The 15,717-nt window shown below is 72.8% G+C and carries 15 protein-coding genes; 6 read left to right on the top strand and 9 right to left on the bottom strand.

Going from position 1 to position 15,717, the window contains the following annotated elements; all coding sequences use genetic code 11:
* Positions 1–50 precede the first annotated feature (50 nt).
* From AB0N17_RS13145 to AB0N17_RS13130, 4 genes are all read left to right on the top strand, one after another.
* Positions 51–1,508: an MFS transporter gene (locus AB0N17_RS13145; protein ID WP_366011335.1), complete on the top strand. Its 1,458-nt coding sequence runs from the start codon at positions 51–53 to the stop codon at positions 1,506–1,508.
* 206 nt (positions 1,509–1,714) lie between these two features.
* Positions 1,715–2,977, top strand: coding sequence for a sugar ABC transporter substrate-binding protein (locus tag AB0N17_RS13140; RefSeq protein WP_366011334.1), 1,263 nt, complete (start codon positions 1,715–1,717; stop codon positions 2,975–2,977).
* Positions 2,974–3,876, top strand: coding sequence for a sugar ABC transporter permease (locus tag AB0N17_RS13135; RefSeq protein WP_366011333.1), 903 nt, complete (start codon positions 2,974–2,976; stop codon positions 3,874–3,876). Before AB0N17_RS13140 ends, AB0N17_RS13135 begins: the two co-directional genes overlap by 4 nt.
* A complete protein-coding gene (locus AB0N17_RS13130; RefSeq protein ID WP_366011332.1) occupies positions 3,869–4,702 on the top strand; it encodes a carbohydrate ABC transporter permease in 834 nt (277 codons plus the stop codon). Before AB0N17_RS13135 ends, AB0N17_RS13130 begins: the two co-directional genes overlap by 8 nt.
* A gap of 6 nt (positions 4,703–4,708) precedes the next feature.
* On the opposite strand, the gene AB0N17_RS13125 is transcribed toward AB0N17_RS13130, so the two are convergent.
* The 6 genes from AB0N17_RS13125 to AB0N17_RS13100 all read right to left on the bottom strand — a co-directional run bounded on the left by AB0N17_RS13125 (position 4,709) and on the right by AB0N17_RS13100 (position 11,422).
* Positions 4,709–5,476: an SDR family oxidoreductase gene (locus tag AB0N17_RS13125; protein ID WP_366011331.1), complete on the bottom strand. Its 768-nt coding sequence runs from the start codon at positions 5,474–5,476 to the stop codon at positions 4,709–4,711.
* 79 nt (positions 5,477–5,555) lie between these two features.
* The gene (locus tag AB0N17_RS13120) at positions 5,556–6,140 is read right to left on the bottom strand and encodes a TetR family transcriptional regulator (RefSeq protein ID WP_366011330.1); all 585 of its coding nucleotides are present in this window, start codon (positions 6,138–6,140) and stop codon (positions 5,556–5,558) included.
* Positions 6,141–6,197: 57 nt separating this feature from the next.
* Positions 6,198–6,548 (bottom strand): nitrite reductase small subunit NirD, encoded by a 351-nt coding sequence (gene nirD, locus AB0N17_RS13115; RefSeq protein ID WP_366011329.1) that lies wholly within the window; start codon positions 6,546–6,548, stop codon positions 6,198–6,200.
* Positions 6,545–9,175, bottom strand: a complete 2,631-nt coding sequence (gene nirB, locus AB0N17_RS13110; RefSeq protein WP_366011327.1) for a nitrite reductase large subunit NirB — start codon at positions 9,173–9,175, stop codon at positions 6,545–6,547. Before nirB ends, nirD begins: the two co-directional genes overlap by 4 nt.
* Positions 9,175–10,389: an FAD-dependent oxidoreductase gene (locus tag AB0N17_RS13105; RefSeq protein WP_366011326.1), complete on the bottom strand. Its 1,215-nt coding sequence runs from the start codon at positions 10,387–10,389 to the stop codon at positions 9,175–9,177. The genes nirB and AB0N17_RS13105 overlap by 1 nt, the downstream gene beginning before the upstream one ends.
* Positions 10,390–10,549: 160 nt before the next feature.
* A complete protein-coding gene (locus tag AB0N17_RS13100; RefSeq protein ID WP_366011325.1) occupies positions 10,550–11,422 on the bottom strand; it encodes an NAD(P)-binding domain-containing protein in 873 nt (290 codons plus the stop codon).
* A gap of 101 nt (positions 11,423–11,523) precedes the next feature.
* Here AB0N17_RS13100 and AB0N17_RS13095 point away from each other — a divergent pair, with 101 nt between their 5' ends.
* Positions 11,524–11,868 carry a helix-turn-helix domain-containing protein gene (locus tag AB0N17_RS13095; protein WP_366011323.1) on the top strand — a complete coding sequence of 115 codons (345 nt, stop codon included), beginning with the start codon at positions 11,524–11,526 and terminating at the stop codon, positions 11,866–11,868.
* A gap of 30 nt (positions 11,869–11,898) precedes the next feature.
* On the opposite strand, the gene AB0N17_RS13090 is transcribed toward AB0N17_RS13095, so the two are convergent.
* The 3 genes from AB0N17_RS13090 to AB0N17_RS13080 all read right to left on the bottom strand — a co-directional run bounded on the left by AB0N17_RS13090 (position 11,899) and on the right by AB0N17_RS13080 (position 15,134).
* Positions 11,899–12,537: a class F sortase gene (locus AB0N17_RS13090; protein WP_366011322.1), complete on the bottom strand. Its 639-nt coding sequence runs from the start codon at positions 12,535–12,537 to the stop codon at positions 11,899–11,901.
* A 121-nt stretch (positions 12,538–12,658) separates the two neighbouring features.
* Positions 12,659–13,168 carry a hypothetical protein gene (locus AB0N17_RS13085; RefSeq protein ID WP_366011321.1) on the bottom strand — a complete coding sequence of 170 codons (510 nt, stop codon included), beginning with the start codon at positions 13,166–13,168 and terminating at the stop codon, positions 12,659–12,661.
* A 316-nt stretch (positions 13,169–13,484) separates the two neighbouring features.
* The gene (locus AB0N17_RS13080; RefSeq protein WP_366011320.1) at positions 13,485–15,134 is read right to left on the bottom strand and encodes a M4 family metallopeptidase; all 1,650 of its coding nucleotides are present in this window, start codon (positions 15,132–15,134) and stop codon (positions 13,485–13,487) included.
* Positions 15,135–15,275: 141 nt separating this feature from the next.
* Here AB0N17_RS13080 and AB0N17_RS13075 point away from each other — a divergent pair, with 141 nt between their 5' ends.
* The gene (locus tag AB0N17_RS13075) at positions 15,276–15,707 is read left to right on the top strand and encodes a gamma-glutamylcyclotransferase family protein (RefSeq protein ID WP_366011319.1); all 432 of its coding nucleotides are present in this window, start codon (positions 15,276–15,278) and stop codon (positions 15,705–15,707) included.
* Positions 15,708–15,717 lie beyond the last annotated feature (10 nt).

The following is a 15,717-nucleotide window of genomic DNA, read 5'->3' as shown; positions in this document are numbered from 1 at the left end:
TCTCCCAGCCGTTGTCGACAACCCCGGCCCCCGCACGCTACTTTCCTTACATGTATAAAAAGTTACGCGGCAGCCCGGGTGTCGTTCTCGCCGCTGCCGCCGTCGCCCAGTTCGTCGTCGCCCTCGACATGGCCGTCGTCAATGTCGCCCTCCCCGCCATACGCACCGCCCTCGGATTCGCGCCGCTCGACCTCTCCTGGGTCGTCCACGTCTACGCCCTCACCTTCGGCGGGTTTCTGCTGCTCGGCGGGCGGGCCTGTGATCTGTACGGTCGGCGGCGGCTGTTCGTGTTCGGGATGGTCGTGTTCGGGATCTGCTCGCTGGCCGGGGGGCTGGCGCAGGAGCCCTGGGAGCTGGTCAGCGCCCGTGCGGGGCAGGGGATCGGTGCCGCCGCGGCCGCCCCGGCCGCGCTCGCGATGCTGACCACCACCTTCACCGAGGGCCCGAAACGCGTCCGCGCCCTCGGTGTGTGGAGCGCGGTGAACGCCGCCGGTGGCGCACTCGGCGTGCTCGCGGGCGGGCTGCTGACCGAGTACGCCGGCTGGCGCTGGGTGATGCTGATCAACCTGCCCGTCGTGGCGGTGGCCCTCGCGCTCGCCTACGTCGCCGTACCGTCCGAGTCGCGGCCCGAGCGGCGGCGCGAGCGGCCGGACGCGCTCGGTGCGCTGTTCGCGACCGGCGGGACCGGGCTGCTGGTCTTCGGGGTCGTACGGACCGACACCCGGGGGTGGGGATCCCCGGCGACGCTGGTCACGCTCGGCGTCGCGGTCGTCCTGCTGGCCGCGTTCACCGTGGTGGAGAGCCGGGTCTCCGCACCGCTGCTGCGGCTCGGCCTGTTGCGCAGCCGGTGGGTCTCCGGCGCCAATCTGCTCGTGTTCCTGGCCGCGGCCGGGCAGTTCACCGCCTTCTACTTCGTGTCCCTGTACCTCCAGCAGGTCCTCGGCATGGGCGCCGCCGCCACCGGTGCCGCGTTCCTGCCGTTCTCCGTGGGACTCGTCGCGGGCACCGTCGTCGCGACCAAGGTCACCGCGGCCCGCTCGCCCCGCGCCGCCCTGCTGCCGGGCGCGCTGCTGGCCGCCGCCGGACTGGCCTGGTTCTCCCGGATCAGCCCGGACGGCAGCTTCCTCACCGATGTGCTCGGCCCGTCCCTGCTCACCAGCGTCGGCGCCGGTCTGGTGCTGGCTCCGGCCGCCGCCGCCGCGACGACCGGCGTGCGCATCAGCGAGGCCGGCATGGCCTCCGGCGTGCTCAACAGCTCCCGTCAGCTCGGCGGCTGCGTCGGCCTGGCCGCCCTGGCCACGATCGCCGCGCACCACACCGGCAAGGCCACCGATCCCGCCTCGCTCTCCTCCGGTTACGCGCTGGGCCTGGCCGTCAGCGCCGCCCTCTTCCTGCTCGCGGCCGTCGTGGCGATCGGCGTGCTGCCCCGCCGCCGGGCCGCCGTCACCGCCTCCCACTCCCCGGCACCGACGGAACAGCGGCTGGAGGGAACGGGGACGCACTCCTGACCGCGCCCCGGTGCCGACCTCTTCGTGCGCCGCGCGTCCGACAACACCGTTTACGAGTACGACTCCAAGGGCACGTCCTTCGCCACCCGGACCTCCTGGGGCTCCGCTCCCTCCGCCCCGCCCCCGGCCCCCTTTCGTAATCACTCCGCATGGTTGATCGTTGGGCCGTGCATCGATGACGAACGTGACGAACGTCTGGGGGCACGATGACGAGCATCAGTCGTAGGACCTTGCTGGCAGCGGGTGCCGGTGCCGGGGCGGGTGGCCTTCTCGGCGCCTGTGGTTCCAACACCGGGCGAGGGGGCGGTGGTTCGGGGAGCGGTCAACTGGCGCAGTGGTACCACCAGTACGGCGAGACCGGCACCGAGCAGGCCGTGCAGCGGTACGCCGCCGCCTACAAGAAGGCCGACGTCCATGTGCAGTGGCGGCCCGGAAACTACGACCAGCAGACCGCCGCCGCCCTGCTCACCGACTCCGGGCCGGACGTGTTCGAGGTCAACGGGCCCACCCTCGACCAGATCCAGGGCGGCCAGGTCGTCGATCTCACCGAGCTGCTCGACGGGGTGAAGGACGACTTCAACCAGGCCGTCCTCGCGCCCAAGACGTACCGGGGGAGGATCTGGGGCATCCCGCAGGTCGTCGACATGCAGATGCTCTACTACCGCAAGAGCCTGCTGAAGGAGGCGGGGGTCGAGCCGCCGGCCGGCCTCGACGGGCTCATCGACGCCGCCCGGGAGCTCACCCGCGGCAAGGTCAAGGGCCTCTTCCTCGGCAATGACGGGGGAGCCGGCGTCCTCGGCGGGACACCCCTGTACGCGGCCGGACTCCGGCTCGTCACCGACGACGGGAAGGTCGGCTTCGACGACCCCGCCGCCGCCCGCACCCTCGGCAAGCTGCACCAGCTGTACGCCGGCAAGTCCCTGCTGCTGGGCGCCCCCGCCGACTGGGCCGACCCTTCCGCCTTCACCCAGGGGCTGACCGCGATGCAGTGGTCCGGGCTGTGGACGCTGCCCCAGGTGCAGAAGGAGCTCGGGGACGACTTCGGTGTCCTGCCGTTCCCGAAGGACGGCGGCGCGGGCCGGCCCTCCGTGCCCGTCGGTGCGTACGGCGCCGCCGTCAGCGCGCGCGGCAAGCACAGGGAGGCCGCCAAGGAGTACGTGAAGTGGCTGTGGGTGGAGCGGACCGACTACCAGGAGGACTTCGCCCTCTCCTACGGCTTCCACATCCCCGCCCGGATCTCCCTCGCCAGGAAGGCCGCCAAGCTGAAGTCGGGGCCGGCCGCGGACGCGGTGCGGTTCACGACCGAGTTCGGTTACGCCCAGCCGCTGTCGTGGACGCCGGCCGCCCAGACCGCCTACCAGGACGCGCTCAGCCGGATCATCAGGGGCGGCGCCGCTCCGGAGAGTGAGCTGCGGGCCGTCGTACGGAAGGTGAGCGCCGAGCTCGACCGGGTGAAGAAGCAGTCGTGAGGCGGCGCAGGGCCCTGTGGTTCTGGGTGTTCGTCGGGCCGTTCGCGCTGGGGCTCGCGCTGTTCACGTACGTTCCGCTGCTGTGGAGCGTCGGCCTGAGCTTCTTCGACGCGCACAACACCGTCACGCCCACGCACTTCGTCGGCGTCGGCAACTACACGGCGATGCTCCGGGACGACGCGTTCGTCGGCGCTCTGAAGACCTTCCTCCTCTTCACCGCCTTCATCGTGCCGGTCACGTACGTGTGCTCCCTCGGCCTCGCCCTGATGGTCAACCGCATCGGGCACGCTCGCGCGTTCTTCCGGTCGGTCTTCTTCCTCCCGGCCGCGTGCAGTTACGTCGTCGCCGCGCTGGTCTGGAAGATGTCGCTGTTCAACGGGGTGCGGTTCGGGCTCGCCAACACCGTGCTCGGGTGGTTCGGGGGCGATCCCGTCGCCTGGCTGTCGAGCACCGACCCGCCCTGGTACTGGCTGGTCATCGTGACCGTACGGCTGTGGCTGCAGGCCGGGTTCTACATGATCCTGTTCCTGGCCGGGCTGCAGCGGATCGACCCGGTGCTGTACGAGGCGGCGGCCGTGGACGGGGCCCGGCCCGGCTGGACCGTGCTGCGGCACATCACCCTGCCCCAGCTGCGGGCCACCTCGGTCGCGGTCGTCCTGCTGCTCGTCATCAACGCCTTCCAGGCCTTCGACGAGTTCTACAACCTGCTGTCCGACGCGCGGGGCTATCCGCCCTACGCCCGGCCGCCGCTCGTCTACCTCTACTACACCGCCCTCGGGCAGGGGCAGAACCTCGGGCTCGGCAGTGCCGGCGCGGTGATCCTGGCGCTGATCATCGCGGTCGTCACGGTGGGACAGGCGTGGTGGCTGAAGCTGGGAAGGACGGACGCCGATGGATGACGCCCTGGTGCGGGCCGGGCGGGCGCTCAGGCTGGTGCTGCTGGTCGCGCTCGCGCTGCTCTTCCTCGTCCCCTTCTATCTGCTGGTGCGCAACGGGCTGTCCAGCGAGCGGGACATCACCTCGCCCGGGTGGACCTTCTTCCCGGGCGAGGTGAGGTGGGGCAACGTCCGGGAGCTGTTCGACGATCCGTCGGTGCCGTTCGCCCGCTCGCTGCTCAACTCCGCGCTGATCGCCGTCGCCACGACGCTGGGCACCCTGGTCCTGGCGTCCCTCGCCGGGTACGGCCTCGCCCGCATCCCCTACCGGCACGCGAACAAGGTCTTCTACGGCATCCTGGGCACCCTGCTGGTCCCGGCCGCCGTCACCTTCGTGCCGAGCTTCGTGCTGGTGTCGTCGCTGGGCTGGATCTCCACCCTGCGCGGGCTGATCGTCCCGACGCTGTTCTCCGCGTTCGCCTGCTTCGTCTTCCGGCAGTACTTCCTCGGCTTCCCCCGGGAGCTGGAGGACGCGGCGCAGGTCGACGGGCTGGGGTACTGGCGGACGTACTGGCTCGTCGTCGTGCCGAACGCGCGGCCGGTGTTCGCGGCCGTCGGCACGATCGTGTTCCTCGGCGCGTGGAACTCCTTCCTGTGGCCGCTGGTCATCGGGCAGGACCAGAGCGCCTGGACGGTGCAGGTGGCCCTGTCGTCCTTCACCACGGCCCAGGTCGTGCGGCTGCACGAGCTGTTCGTCGCCGCCGCCGTGTCGATCCTGCCGCTGCTGGTGGTGTTCCTGTGCTTCCAGCGGTGGATCGTGGCGGGGGTGGAGCGGTCCGGGATCGACTGAACCGGGTCAGGCGGTGGAGCCGCCGTCCACCACCAGGTCGGTGCCGACGACCGAGGCCGCGTCGTCCGAGGCCAGGTAGAGCACGGCGGCGGCGACCTCCTCGACGGTGCACACCCGGCCGAGCGGGACCTCGGCGCGCATCCGGGCGGCCCGGCCGGCCTCGGTCTCGCCGGGCCTGAAGGACATGTCCGTGGCGGTGGGGCCGGGGCTGACGGCGTTGATGCGCACACCGTCGGCGATGTGGTCCAGGGCGGCGCTGCGGCTGAGCACCGAGACGGCCGCCTTGGTGACGGCGTAGCCGGTGGTGCCGGGCAGCCGGCTGTGGACGCCGATCCGGGAGGCGATGTTCACGACGGCGCCGCCGTCCGGCTGGGTCCGCATCTGGGCGACCTCGGCCTGGAGGGCGAGCAGGACACCGGTGACGTTGACGTCGAGCATCCGGCGCCAGTCCGCCTCGGACAGGTCGGCCGCGGCCTTGCCGCGGCCCTCCAGGACGCCGGCGTTGTTCACCGCCACGTCGAGGGAGCCGAAGCGGTCCACGGCGGCGGCCACCAGGGCCCGCAGGTCCTCGGCGCTGGTCACGTCCGCGGTGACCGCCAGCGCCTTTCCGCCCGCCCGCTCGATCAGCGCCGCCGTCTCCTCCAGCGGCTCCCTGCGGCGCCCGGCGACGACCACGTGCGCGCCCTCGCGGGCGAAGGCGAGCGCGATGCCCCGCCCGATGCCGGTGCCGGCGCCGGTGACGAGGGCGGTGCGGCCGGTGAAGCGGTGCGTCATGACGATCTCCCTTTTTAGAACGATCGGTTCAGTATGTGGGCCGGAAAAAGGCGCACCCAGGAGGTGCGCCTCGGTCGCGTCAGTCCAGCAGGGCCAGTGCCTGCTCCGCCGCGTCCCGCACCCTGGCCGGGTCCGCGGCGGCCTTGCCGACCACCCGCAGGCCCTGGAGCAGGACGAGCAGCATGCGGGCGAGGGCGAGCGGATCGCGGTCCCCGGGCAGCTCGCCCTGGGCGCGGGCGCGGACCAGCGCGGAGTGCAGCAGCGTCTCCAGGGCGTCCCAGCTCTGCTGCACGCGGCGGGCGGAGGCCGCATCGTGCGGGGCCAGTTCGACGGCCGTGTTGGTGACCAGGCAGCCCTGCTCCCGGGTGGCCTCCGCGGTGGCCTCGGCGGCGAACCGCCGGACCAGCGCGCGGACGGCGGGCAGCACCGGGCCCGGCGGCGACAGCTCCCGGGTCAGCAGCGGGTTCTGGACCTGCCCGTACCGGTCCAGCGCCCGCAGGTACAGCTCGTGCTTGCTGCCGAACGTCGCGTACAGGCTGGCCCGGCCGATCCCGAGGTGTTCGACCAGGTCGGCCATCGACGTCGCCTCGTAGCCGCGCCGCCAGAACAGCTCCAGGGCCGACTGCAGCGCGGCGTCGGGGTCGAATTCCTTCGTCCTGGCCACGGGGCGCAGCCTAGGTTTTCTGGAACGATCAGTCAAACATGGTGGGGCGGGGGTGGGTTACGCCGCTCGCACCTCGTACACCGTCACCCGCACCGACTCGTCGTCCAGGCACTCCCCGCTGTCGAGGTCGAAGCGCTGCTTCAGCAGCGGGGAGGCCACGAACGGGCGGCCCTCGTGGGTGCCGGTCAGGCCGCGGGAGAGGACGGCCGCGCCGGTGAACGGGTCGCGGTTGTCGATGGCGTAGAGGCGGTCGGCGCGGTCCCGGAAGAGGGCCACCTGGCGGCCGTCCGGCAGCAGGGCGGCCACCCCGCGGCCCGGGGTCAGCAGGCTCAGGTCGCAGACCGTGAACCAGCTGCCGGTCAGCTGGAGCTGGATCTTCAGGTCGGTGGTCTCGAGTGCCAGGGTCATCGCTGGGCGCTTCCTTCCAGGACGTCGGCCGCGCCGTCCGAGGGACGCGTGCCGATGGACAGCAGCGGCAGGTCGGGCTTGATCTGGTCGCGCTCGGGGACGAAGGCGACGACCGGGTCCGGGGTGTCCGGGGCGTTCACGAAGGACACGAACCGGGCGAGCTTCTCGGGGTCGTTGACGGTCTGCGCCCACTCGTCGCGGTAGTGCGCGATGTGCGCCCGCATCAGCTTCTCCAGGTCGTCGCAGATGCCGAGCGAGTCGTGCACCACCACGTCCCGTACGTGGTCCAGGCCGCCCGGGATCCGCTCCAGCCAGGTCGAGGTGCGCTCCAGGCGGTCGGCGGTGCGGATGTAGAACATCAGGAACCGGTCGATCAGCCGGACCAGTTCGGCGTCGGACAGGTCCTGAGCCAGGAGGTCCGCGTGGCGCGGGGTGGCGCCGCCGTTGCCGCCGACGTACAGGTTCCAGCCGCCCGCGGTGGCGATGACGCCGAAGTCCTTCGACTGGGCCTCGGCGCACTCGCGGGCACAGCCGGAGACGGCGGACTTCAGCTTGTGCGGGGAGCGCAGGCCCCGGTAGCGCAGCTCCAGGTCGATCGCCATGCGGACCGAGTCCTGCACGCCGTACCGGCACCAGGTGGAGCCCACGCAGGACTTCACCGTGCGCAGCGACTTGCCGTAGGCGTGCCCGGACTCGAAGCCGGCGTCCACCAGACGGGTCCAGATCAGCGGGAGCTGTTCGACGCGGGCGCCGAACATGTCGATCCGCTGGCCGCCGGTGATCTTCGTGTAGAGGCCGAAGTCCCGGGCGATCTCGCCGATCACGATCAGCTTCTCGGGGGCGATCTCACCGCCGGGGATGCGCGGCACGACGGAGTAGGAGCCGTTCTTCTGCAGGTTGGCGAGGAAGTGGTCGTTGGTGTCCTGCAGGGCGGCCTGCTCGCCGTCCAGGACGTAACCGCTCGCGCCGATCGCCGGGGCGAGGGAGGCGATGACCGAGCCGACGGCCGGCTTGCAGACCTCGCAGCCGTCGCCGCCCCGGGCGCCCTCGCGGCCGTAGCGGTCCAGCAGCTCCTGGTACGACGTCAGGCCCAGCGCGCGGACGATCTCGTACAGCTCCTCGCGGGTCTGTGCGAAGCAGGCGCACAGGCCCTTGTCGACCTCGATGCCGGACGCCTCCAGCTCGGCGTCGACCAGCTGGCCGAGGACCTTCACACAACTGCCGCAGCCGGTACCGGCCTTGGTGCACTTCTTCACCTCGGGCACGGTGGTGCACGAGTGCTCCGTCACCGCGCCGCGGACGGTGCCCTTGCTGACGTTGTGGCAGGAGCAGATGACCGCCTCGTCCGGCAGCGCCGACGGGCCGAGCTGGGCCCCCGAGCCCGCTCCGGCGGGCAGGACGAGCGACTCGGGGGAGACGGGGGGCACCGAGCCGGTCAGGGCGCGCAGGGTGCCGTACGCCTCGGCGTCGCCGACCAGGATGCCGCCGAGCAGCGTGCCGTCCGGGCCGATGACGAGCTTCTTGTAGAGGCCGGCGCGGGAGTCGGAGTAGACGACGTCCAGGCAGTCCCCGCTGGTGCCGTGCGCGTCGCCGAAGGAGGCCACGTCCACGCCGAGCAGCTTCAGCTTGGTGGACAGGTCCGCGCCCGTGAAGGAGGCCTCGGCGGAGGCGATCGTTGCCGCCACCGTCTCCGCCTGCTCGTAGCCGGGCGCGACCAGGCCGTACACCCGGCCGTCCACCGCCAGCGCGCACTCGCCGATCGCGAACACGTGCGGGTCGGAGACGGTGCGGCAGCGTTCGTCCACCGCGATGCCACCGCGCTCGCCGACCCGCAGTCCGCACTCCCGGGCCAGCTGGTCGCGGGGGCGGACGCCGGCGCTGAACACCACCATGTCGACGGCGAGTTCCGAGCCGTCGGACAGCTTCATGCCGGTGACGGCGCCGGACGCGTCCGTCACGATCTCCTGCGTGCCCACGCCCGTGTGCACGGTCAGGCCCATGGACTCGATGGTCCGCAGCAGCGCCGCGCCACCGCCCTCGTCCACCTGCACCGGCATCAGACGCGGCGCGAACTCCACGATGTGGGCGTTCAGTCCGAGGCCGTTCAGCGCACCGGCGGCCTCCAGGCCCAGCAGCCCGCCGCCGACCACGGCACCCGTCGTCGCCCTGGCCTTCGCGTACTCCTCGATGGCGAGGAGGTCCTCGATCGTGCGGTAGACGAAGCAGCCCTCGGCGTCCTTGTTCGGCACGGGCGGCACGAACGGGTAGGAGCCGGTGGCCAGCACGAGGACGTCGTAGCCGACGGTGAGCCCGGAGCGGGCGGTGACCGTGCGCGAGGCGCGGTCGACCGTCTGCGCCGGGTCGCCGACGTGCAGCTCGATGCCGTGGGCCTCGATGAACTCCCGGTCGGTCAGGGAGAGGTCCTCGGGCGTGCGGCCCGAGAAGTACGAGGTGAGCTGGACGCGGTCGTACGCGGGACGCGGCTCCTCGCACAGCACGACCACGCGGTGCGTGGCGGTCAGGCCGCGCTCGGCGAGCGCCTCGAGGAAGCGCTGGCCGACCATGCCGTGGCCGACGAGCAGGATCGTGGGGCGGGGGCGTTCCCCAAGAAGTGCGGTCTTGGACATCAGGAGCCTCCGTCGTTGGTGAGCAGGTGGAGCAGGGGGCCGTCGTCGGGGAGCGGCTCTGCTCCCTCCCAGGCGCGGGCGAGCGCGCCGACGGTGCCGAGTTCGCCGACGAGGACCCCGCCGACCAGGCGGTCGTCGCGGACGACGACCTTGCGGTAGGTGCCTCGGGTGGCATCGGTGAGGCGCACCACGTCGTCGCCGGGGCGTGCCTCGCTCTCGCCGAACGCGGCGAGGTCGAAGGGGGAGCCCGGGCCGGTCAGGGTGAGCCGGGTCAGGGAGCGGGTGCCGCGGTAGCGGGCGGTCGCGTCGCCCGCGAGCAGCGCGGCGAGGACGTCGGCCTGTTCGAGGGCCGGGGCGGCGAGGCCGTAGACCGTGCCCTCGTGCCGGGCGCAGTCGCCGAGGGCGTGGATGTGCGGGTCGGAGGTGCGCAGCCGGTCGTCGACGAGGACGCCCCGGTCCACGGCGAGACCCGCCTGCTCGGCCAGGCCGGTGCGCGGGTGGACCCCGCAGGCGAGGACCACGAGGTCGGCGTCGAGGGCGTACCCGTCGGCCATCTCCACCGAGCGGACGGCACCCGCGAGGCAGCGCACGTCCCGCACCCGGCACTCGGTGTGCACCTCGACGCCCAGGCCCGTGAGGTGCCGCAGCACCAGCCGGGAGGCGTCCGGGTCGAGCTGGCGTTCCATGAGCCGCTCGGACTGCTGGGCGAGGACCACCTGGGCGCCGCGCACGGCGAGGGCGCGGGCCGCGGACACGCCGAGCAGCCCGCCGCCGATCACGACCGCGCGTACGCCGGGCCGCACCGCCTCGGCCAGCCCCAGGCAGTCGTCCATGGTGCGGAACGCGTGGACGCCCTCGGGCAGCCGGTGATCCGCGGTGAACAGGCCGCGCAGCGGCGGCAGCACCGGGTTGGCGCCGGTGGCGAGGACCAGCGTGCCGTAGGGGATCGAGGTGCCGTCGGCGCAGTCCAGGGTGCGGGCGGCCCGGTCGATGCCGGTGACCCGGGCCCGCAGCAGCCCCGCCGGCGCCGGCAGGCCGATGACCTCCGGGGCGTACCGGCCGGCCAGCACCTCGGCGAGCAGCACCCTGTTGTACGGCGGGTACTCCTCCTCGCCGAGGAGCAGCGCGGGCGTGCCCAGCTCGCCGAGCCGCCGGGCGAGCCGTACGCCCGCGAGGCCGGCGCCGATCACCACCACACGCGTATTCGAGGTCATGTCCCCGAGCGTGCGGCCCCGACGTTACCCGGCGGCATCACCGCTGTTTCCCGGGAGGAACGCTGCCCTCAGCGGGCGCGGGCCGGGGGTGTGAGGGTCCCGAGGAGGCGCCGGGGCGGGCTGTGAGGCCGGGCGCGGCGCCTTCCCGCGGGGCGCCGTCTCAGCGGCGCAGCAGGTCCACCAGCGCCGCGGTGTCCTCGGCCCCGTGCGTGCCGGGCCCGTCCTGGAGCCGCCGGCGCATCAGGTCCAGGAACGGCGTCAGCAGCTCCGCGCCCACGTGCTGCTCCTGCGCGGTGCGCAGCAGCGTCTCCGCGCCCGCGACCTGCATGGCCAGTGGGGAGACGACTCCGCCGGTCCAGTCGCCGCTCGCCAGGCGCGCCGCCGTCCCGTGCGCCGAGCCGGCCATCGCCTGCAGCCACGGCACGAGCACGTCCGCGAACTCCCCGGGCGCCACCTCCTCCCCGCGCATCAGGGCGAAGGCGTGCGTCACGCCCGCGAACATGCCGTACATGGCGCTCAGCAGCGCCACGTCGTACAGCGCGGCCAGGCCGGGGTCGGCGCCGACGTACCGGGTGCCGGCCGGGACGGCGAGCGTGTCCCGGTGCTCCTCGAACAGGTCCGTGCGGCCGCTGTAGAAGACGTACGCGCCGGGCGTGCCGATCATCGGCGGTACGGCCATGATCCCGCCGTCCAGGAGGCGTGCGCCGCGCTCCTCGGCCCAGGCGGCCCGGGCCCGGGCATCGGCGGGGGTGCCGGTGGTGAGGTTCACCAGGTCACGGCCGGCCAGGTCGGTGCCGGCCAGGGCCCGGCCGACCGAGGCGTCGTCGAGCAGGCAGGCCACGACGAGCCGGTTCGCGGCCACCGCCTCCGCCGCGCTGCCGGCGGCCACCGCGCCCTCGGCGGTGAGGGCGGCGGTGCGTGCGGGAGTGCGGTTCCAGACGGTCAGCGGGTGTCCGGCGGCCAGCCAGGCCCGGCCGAGGGCGGTGCCCATCGCGCCGGTGCCGAGCAGGGTCAGGGGTGTGGTGTCGGTCATGACGGCTAGGCTCGTCGCAGGGAGCCGCCCGGCGTAAGTACCCACTTCGAAGTGGGTGGTTACCTGGAGGGAAGGCTGCAGGCCGCGAGGGGGGAGCGCACATGCCGGTCGGACGACGGCCCGGGGCGTACGTCTGCGGGACCGACGCCGCGATGGACGTCGTGGGCGGCAAGTGGAAGGTGCTGATCCTGTGGGCGCTGAACGAGCGCCCGCACCGGTTCGGCCAGTTGCGCAGGGCGCTGCCCGGCGTGACGGAGAAGGTGCTCGCCGCGCAGCTGCGGGAGCTGGAGGCCGACGGCATCGTGCACCGCGAGGAGTACGACGAGGTGCCTCCGCGCGTCGAGTACACGCTGACCGGCCGGGGCGCCCTGCTGAACGAGGCGCTGGAACCGCTGGGCGCCTGGGGCAGGGAGCACGTCCTCGGCGGTGATCCGGCACCGCACTGAGGCGGCCCCGGCGCGCACCGCGCCGAGAAGCTATCTGCTGCCCGTCAGATGGGCGAACACCACGACGTTGCCCTGGTACCCGGTCGCCTTCGAGTAGCCGCCGCCGCAGGTGATGACGCGCAGCTCGGGGCGGGGGGCGGCGCCGTACACCTTGTCGTCGGGGAAGTCGCGGGCCGCGTAGACCTCCACCGCGTCCACGGTGAACACGGCCACCGAGCCGTCCCGGCGGTCCACCTCGATGGTGGTGCCCCGCTTCAGCGCGCCGAGGTCGTAGAAGACGGCGGGGCCGTCGGCGTTGTCGACATGGCCCGCGACGATCGCGGTGCCGGTCTCGCCGGGGGTGGTGCCGGCCTCGTACCAGCCGGCCAGGTTCTTCTCACCGGCGGGCGGTACGTCCAGGCTGCCGGAGCGGGTCAGGGCCAGGCCCATCAGCGGGGCGTTCACGCGGATGGCGGGGATCTTGATCCGCAGGGGCGGGGAGGGCGGCAGCGAGGGTGCGGCGAGGCGCTCGCCGCCGGGGTCGGGGCGGCCCTCGACCGCCGACGGCTGCGGTGGGGTGTGCGCCGCGGTGCCTCCGCCCAGCAGCCACACGCCCGAGCCGAGGGCGACGACGGTGACGGCGGCTATGGCGGTGTCGCCGACCCTGTCGCGTCTGGCGCTCCTGCGCATACCAACCCCTCTCCCGGAGGCGCACCTCCGTAGGCGCCCTCCCCCTCCGGGTCGCGAGGGGCATCGGACCCGGAGGGGGCGGGACGTGCGGTACCGGCGGACGGACAGCGGAGGGTGTCCGTCAGATCCCGTCGCCTCTCGCCCGGCGATGCAGGAGCCAGGTACCGCCCGCGGCGGCGACGGCCAGTGCCGCCACGCCCGCCGCGGTCTGCACGGGGTCGGGGCCGAGTGCTCCGCCGACCCCCGTCTTCATGATTCCTCGCGGCTGCACCTGCTCGTGTGCCGCGCTCAACGCCACCATCAGGTCGCCCGTGACCTGGCGGGTGCCCTCGGCGCACCTGGCGACGATCTCGTACGTCCCCGGCTGCGCGCTCGGCGGCACCCGGAACTGGCCGATCGCCTCGCCCTGGTGCGTGCTGGGCGCCAGGGTGAAGACGCCGGCCCCGAGGGCGCCCGCGTCCCCGGTCGCCGCGCCCTTGTCGCCGCAGGCGGCGGTGTTCACCGAGACCAGGGCGCCCGGCGTCACGGTGGCGGGGTAGACGTCCAGGCGGCCGGTGTCGGCGGCGTAGGCGGGTGCCGCGGCCGCCACGACGAGCGCGGTACCGGTCAGCAGACGGGCGGTGCGTCGCATGGTGCTCCCCACGGCTTGCGTTTCGGCTGGTCCAGGGGCGCGCCCCTGCCCTTCCGAGGTAAGTCGCTGTCCGGGAGATCCGCTTGCCGATGCTGCGTCGGAAATGTGGTGAACGGGTGGCGTCGACGGCCCCCACACGGCCTAGCGTCGCGAGGTTCCCGCAGGTCACGGGCGCGCGAGGGCGTTCTCAAGATAATCGTACGAAGAGAACACGAATGGACCGACGGAGACCGTCGACCGGGTGACGGGACGTCAGGGACACGGCTGGGCCGGTGCCCGCACGGAGCACCGGCCCGCTGCAGCCGTCGCAGCCCGCTCAGTTCACGTTGACCGCGCTCCAGGCCGCGGCCACCGCGTTGTACTCCGCGCTGCCCGCGCCGTACAGGTCCTTGGCGGCGTTGAGGGTCGCCGTACGGGCTCCCGCGTAGTTCGTCGAGGACGTCATGTAGACCGTCAGCGCCCGGTACCAGATCTTGCCGACCTTGTCCCGGCCGATGCCGGTGAGCGTGGAGCCGTTGGACGTCGGGGAGTTGTAGCTGACCCCGTTGATGGTCTTCGCCCCGCTGCCCTCGGCGAGGAGGTAGGCGAAGTGGTTGGCGACCCCGGAGGAGTAGTGGACGTCGAGGTTGCCGACCGAACTGCTCCAGTAGTCGGCCGAGTTGCCGTCCTTGGAGGGCTTGTCCATGAAGCGCAGGGCGGGCTGGCCGAAGCCGGGCTTCACGATCTTCTCGCCGATGAGGTAGTCACCGGGGTCGGAGGCGCTGTTCGCGTACCACTCCACCATCGTGCCGAGGATGTCGGAGGTGGCCTCGTTCAGTCCGCCGGACTCGCCGGAGTACGTCAGCGCGGCCGTCTTGGAGGTGACGCCGTGGGTCATCTCGTGCCCGGCGACGTCGAGGGCGACCAGCGGGCCGAAGGTGGTCCCGTCGCCGTCGCCGTACGTCATGCAGAAGCAACTGTCGTCCCAGAAGGCGTTGTTGTAGTTGCTGCCGTAGTGGACGCGGTTGTACGAGCCCTTGCCGTCACCGGCGATGCCGTTGCGGCCGTGGACGTATCTGTAGTAGTCCCAGGTCTCGTTGGTGCCGTACTGGGCGTCGACGGCGGCCGAGGCGCGGTCGGCGGTGGCGCCGGTGCCCCAGTGGTTGTCGGCGTCCGTGAACAGGGTCGCGGGCGCCCGGCTGAAGCAGATGCCGAAGAAGCACAGGTCGGTCTTGCCCTCGGCGTCACCGGTGTAGGTGTTGCCGCGCGTCGGGTCCTTGAGCTGGTACGACGACCCGGACTGGGTGGTCTCCAGCGGCACCGTCCCGCTGTACAGCGACTTTCCGTCGCCGGTGGCCGTCTCGATGCTGTCCCAGGCGTCGATCTGGGCGCCGGTGCGGGCGTCGGTCAGCACCGTGCGGGCGACCGGGTTGCCGAGCGAGTCCTGGCCGACGGCGTTGGTGCGCCAGGCCAGCCTGGGGGTGCCGTGCAGGGCGTCGACGATCAGCTCCGGCCTGGCCTTGACCTGCTTCAGCCGCTCGCCGAGGTTGACGGCGCGCAGGGCGTTCACCGCGAGGTCGGCGGCCTTGGGTGCCGACACCTCCGGGACGATCGTGGCCAGGGAGATCCGGCTCCTGCTGGCGCGGTCGGCGCTGTGGTAGGCGCCGCTGCGGGTGAGGTGGACGATGAAGTCGCCGCCCAGGACCGGGAGGTGGCGGTACGTGCGGTCGTACCGGACGTGCTGGGTGCCGTCCTTGTCCACGATCACGTCGCGGACGCTGGTGCCCTCGGCGGAGGTGAGGCCGAGGCTCGTGGCGTGGGCGACGAGTGCCGACGCCGCGTTCTCGATCGCGGTGACCCGGGTCGGTCTCGTGTCGGCGTGGGCGGCGGGGGAGAGAGCGGCCGCCAGCAGGGTGGCGGTGGTGGCGGCGATGCCGGCCGTGGCGATGCGACGGGGTCCTCGGACGTGCTGCCGTATCCGGCTCATCTGTCTCCTCGGGGGAGGCGCCTCTCGAAGGCGTGGGGGCGGGCGCTGGCGTCACAGAGATTTAAGAGGCCATGACATGTCATGTCCATAGCGCCTTCATGGAGATGTGTGACGAGCCCGAGGGGGTACAGAATCGTTTCCGTGATCACTCCGGAGCCCGGCCGGCCGCTGCCGTTCTTCGTCTACGGCACGCTGCGCCCCGGCGAACCCAACCACGACCTGTTCCTGCGCGGCCGCACCGCCGCCGAGGCACCGGCCCGCCTCCCCGGCGCCGCCCTGTACGACGGCCCCGGCTACCCCTACGCCGTCGAGCAGGACGGCGAGGAGGTGCGCGGGGAACTGGTGACCGCCCTTCCCGAGGCCTACGAGGACCTGCTCACCGCGCTGGACCTGTTGGAGGAGTACGCCCCGGACGACCCCCGCAACCTCTACGAACGCGTCGCCCGCGACACCGTGCGCGCCGACGGCACCCCGGTCCGCGCCTGGGTGTACCTCGCCGCCCCGCCCGTCGCCGCCCGGCTGCGCACCCGGGGCACCCGCATCGAGGGCGGCGACTGGCTCTCCCGCCGCTGACTCGGCCGCC

The organism is Streptomyces sp. NPDC051133, assembly GCF_040682635.1.
Classification (GTDB): Bacteria; Actinomycetota; Actinomycetes; order Streptomycetales; family Streptomycetaceae; genus Streptomyces.
The sequence above is the reverse complement of the archived record's forward strand: the minus strand, read 5'-3'. Positions and strand labels throughout refer to the sequence as shown.

What these genes read in the sequence shown, in the direction of transcription:
- AB0N17_RS13130 (WP_366011332.1), top strand. Translation starts at nt 3,869, where the DNA reads ATGGATGACGCCCTGGTGCGGGCCGGGCGGGCGCTCAGGCTGGTGCTG.
- AB0N17_RS13080 (WP_366011320.1), bottom strand. Translation starts at nt 15,134, where the DNA reads ATGAGCCGGATACGGCAGCACGTCCGAGGACCCCGTCGCATCGCCACG.
- AB0N17_RS13085 (WP_366011321.1), bottom strand. Translation starts at nt 13,168, where the DNA reads ATGCGACGCACCGCCCGTCTGCTGACCGGTACCGCGCTCGTCGTGGCG.
- AB0N17_RS13105 (WP_366011326.1), bottom strand. Translation starts at nt 10,389, where the DNA reads ATGACCTCGAATACGCGTGTGGTGGTGATCGGCGCCGGCCTCGCGGGC.
- nirD (WP_366011329.1), bottom strand. Translation starts at nt 6,548, where the DNA reads ATGACCCTGGCACTCGAGACCACCGACCTGAAGATCCAGCTCCAGCTG.
- AB0N17_RS13145 (WP_366011335.1), top strand. Translation starts at nt 51, where the DNA reads ATGTATAAAAAGTTACGCGGCAGCCCGGGTGTCGTTCTCGCCGCTGCC.
- AB0N17_RS13140 (WP_366011334.1), top strand. Translation starts at nt 1,715, where the DNA reads ATGACGAGCATCAGTCGTAGGACCTTGCTGGCAGCGGGTGCCGGTGCC.
- nirB (WP_366011327.1), bottom strand. Translation starts at nt 9,175, where the DNA reads ATGTCCAAGACCGCACTTCTTGGGGAACGCCCCCGCCCCACGATCCTG.
- AB0N17_RS13090 (WP_366011322.1), bottom strand. Translation starts at nt 12,537, where the DNA reads ATGCGCAGGAGCGCCAGACGCGACAGGGTCGGCGACACCGCCATAGCC.
- AB0N17_RS13095 (WP_366011323.1), top strand. Translation starts at nt 11,524, where the DNA reads ATGCCGGTCGGACGACGGCCCGGGGCGTACGTCTGCGGGACCGACGCC.
- AB0N17_RS13125 (WP_366011331.1), bottom strand. Translation starts at nt 5,476, where the DNA reads ATGACGCACCGCTTCACCGGCCGCACCGCCCTCGTCACCGGCGCCGGC.
- AB0N17_RS13100 (WP_366011325.1), bottom strand. Translation starts at nt 11,422, where the DNA reads ATGACCGACACCACACCCCTGACCCTGCTCGGCACCGGCGCGATGGGC.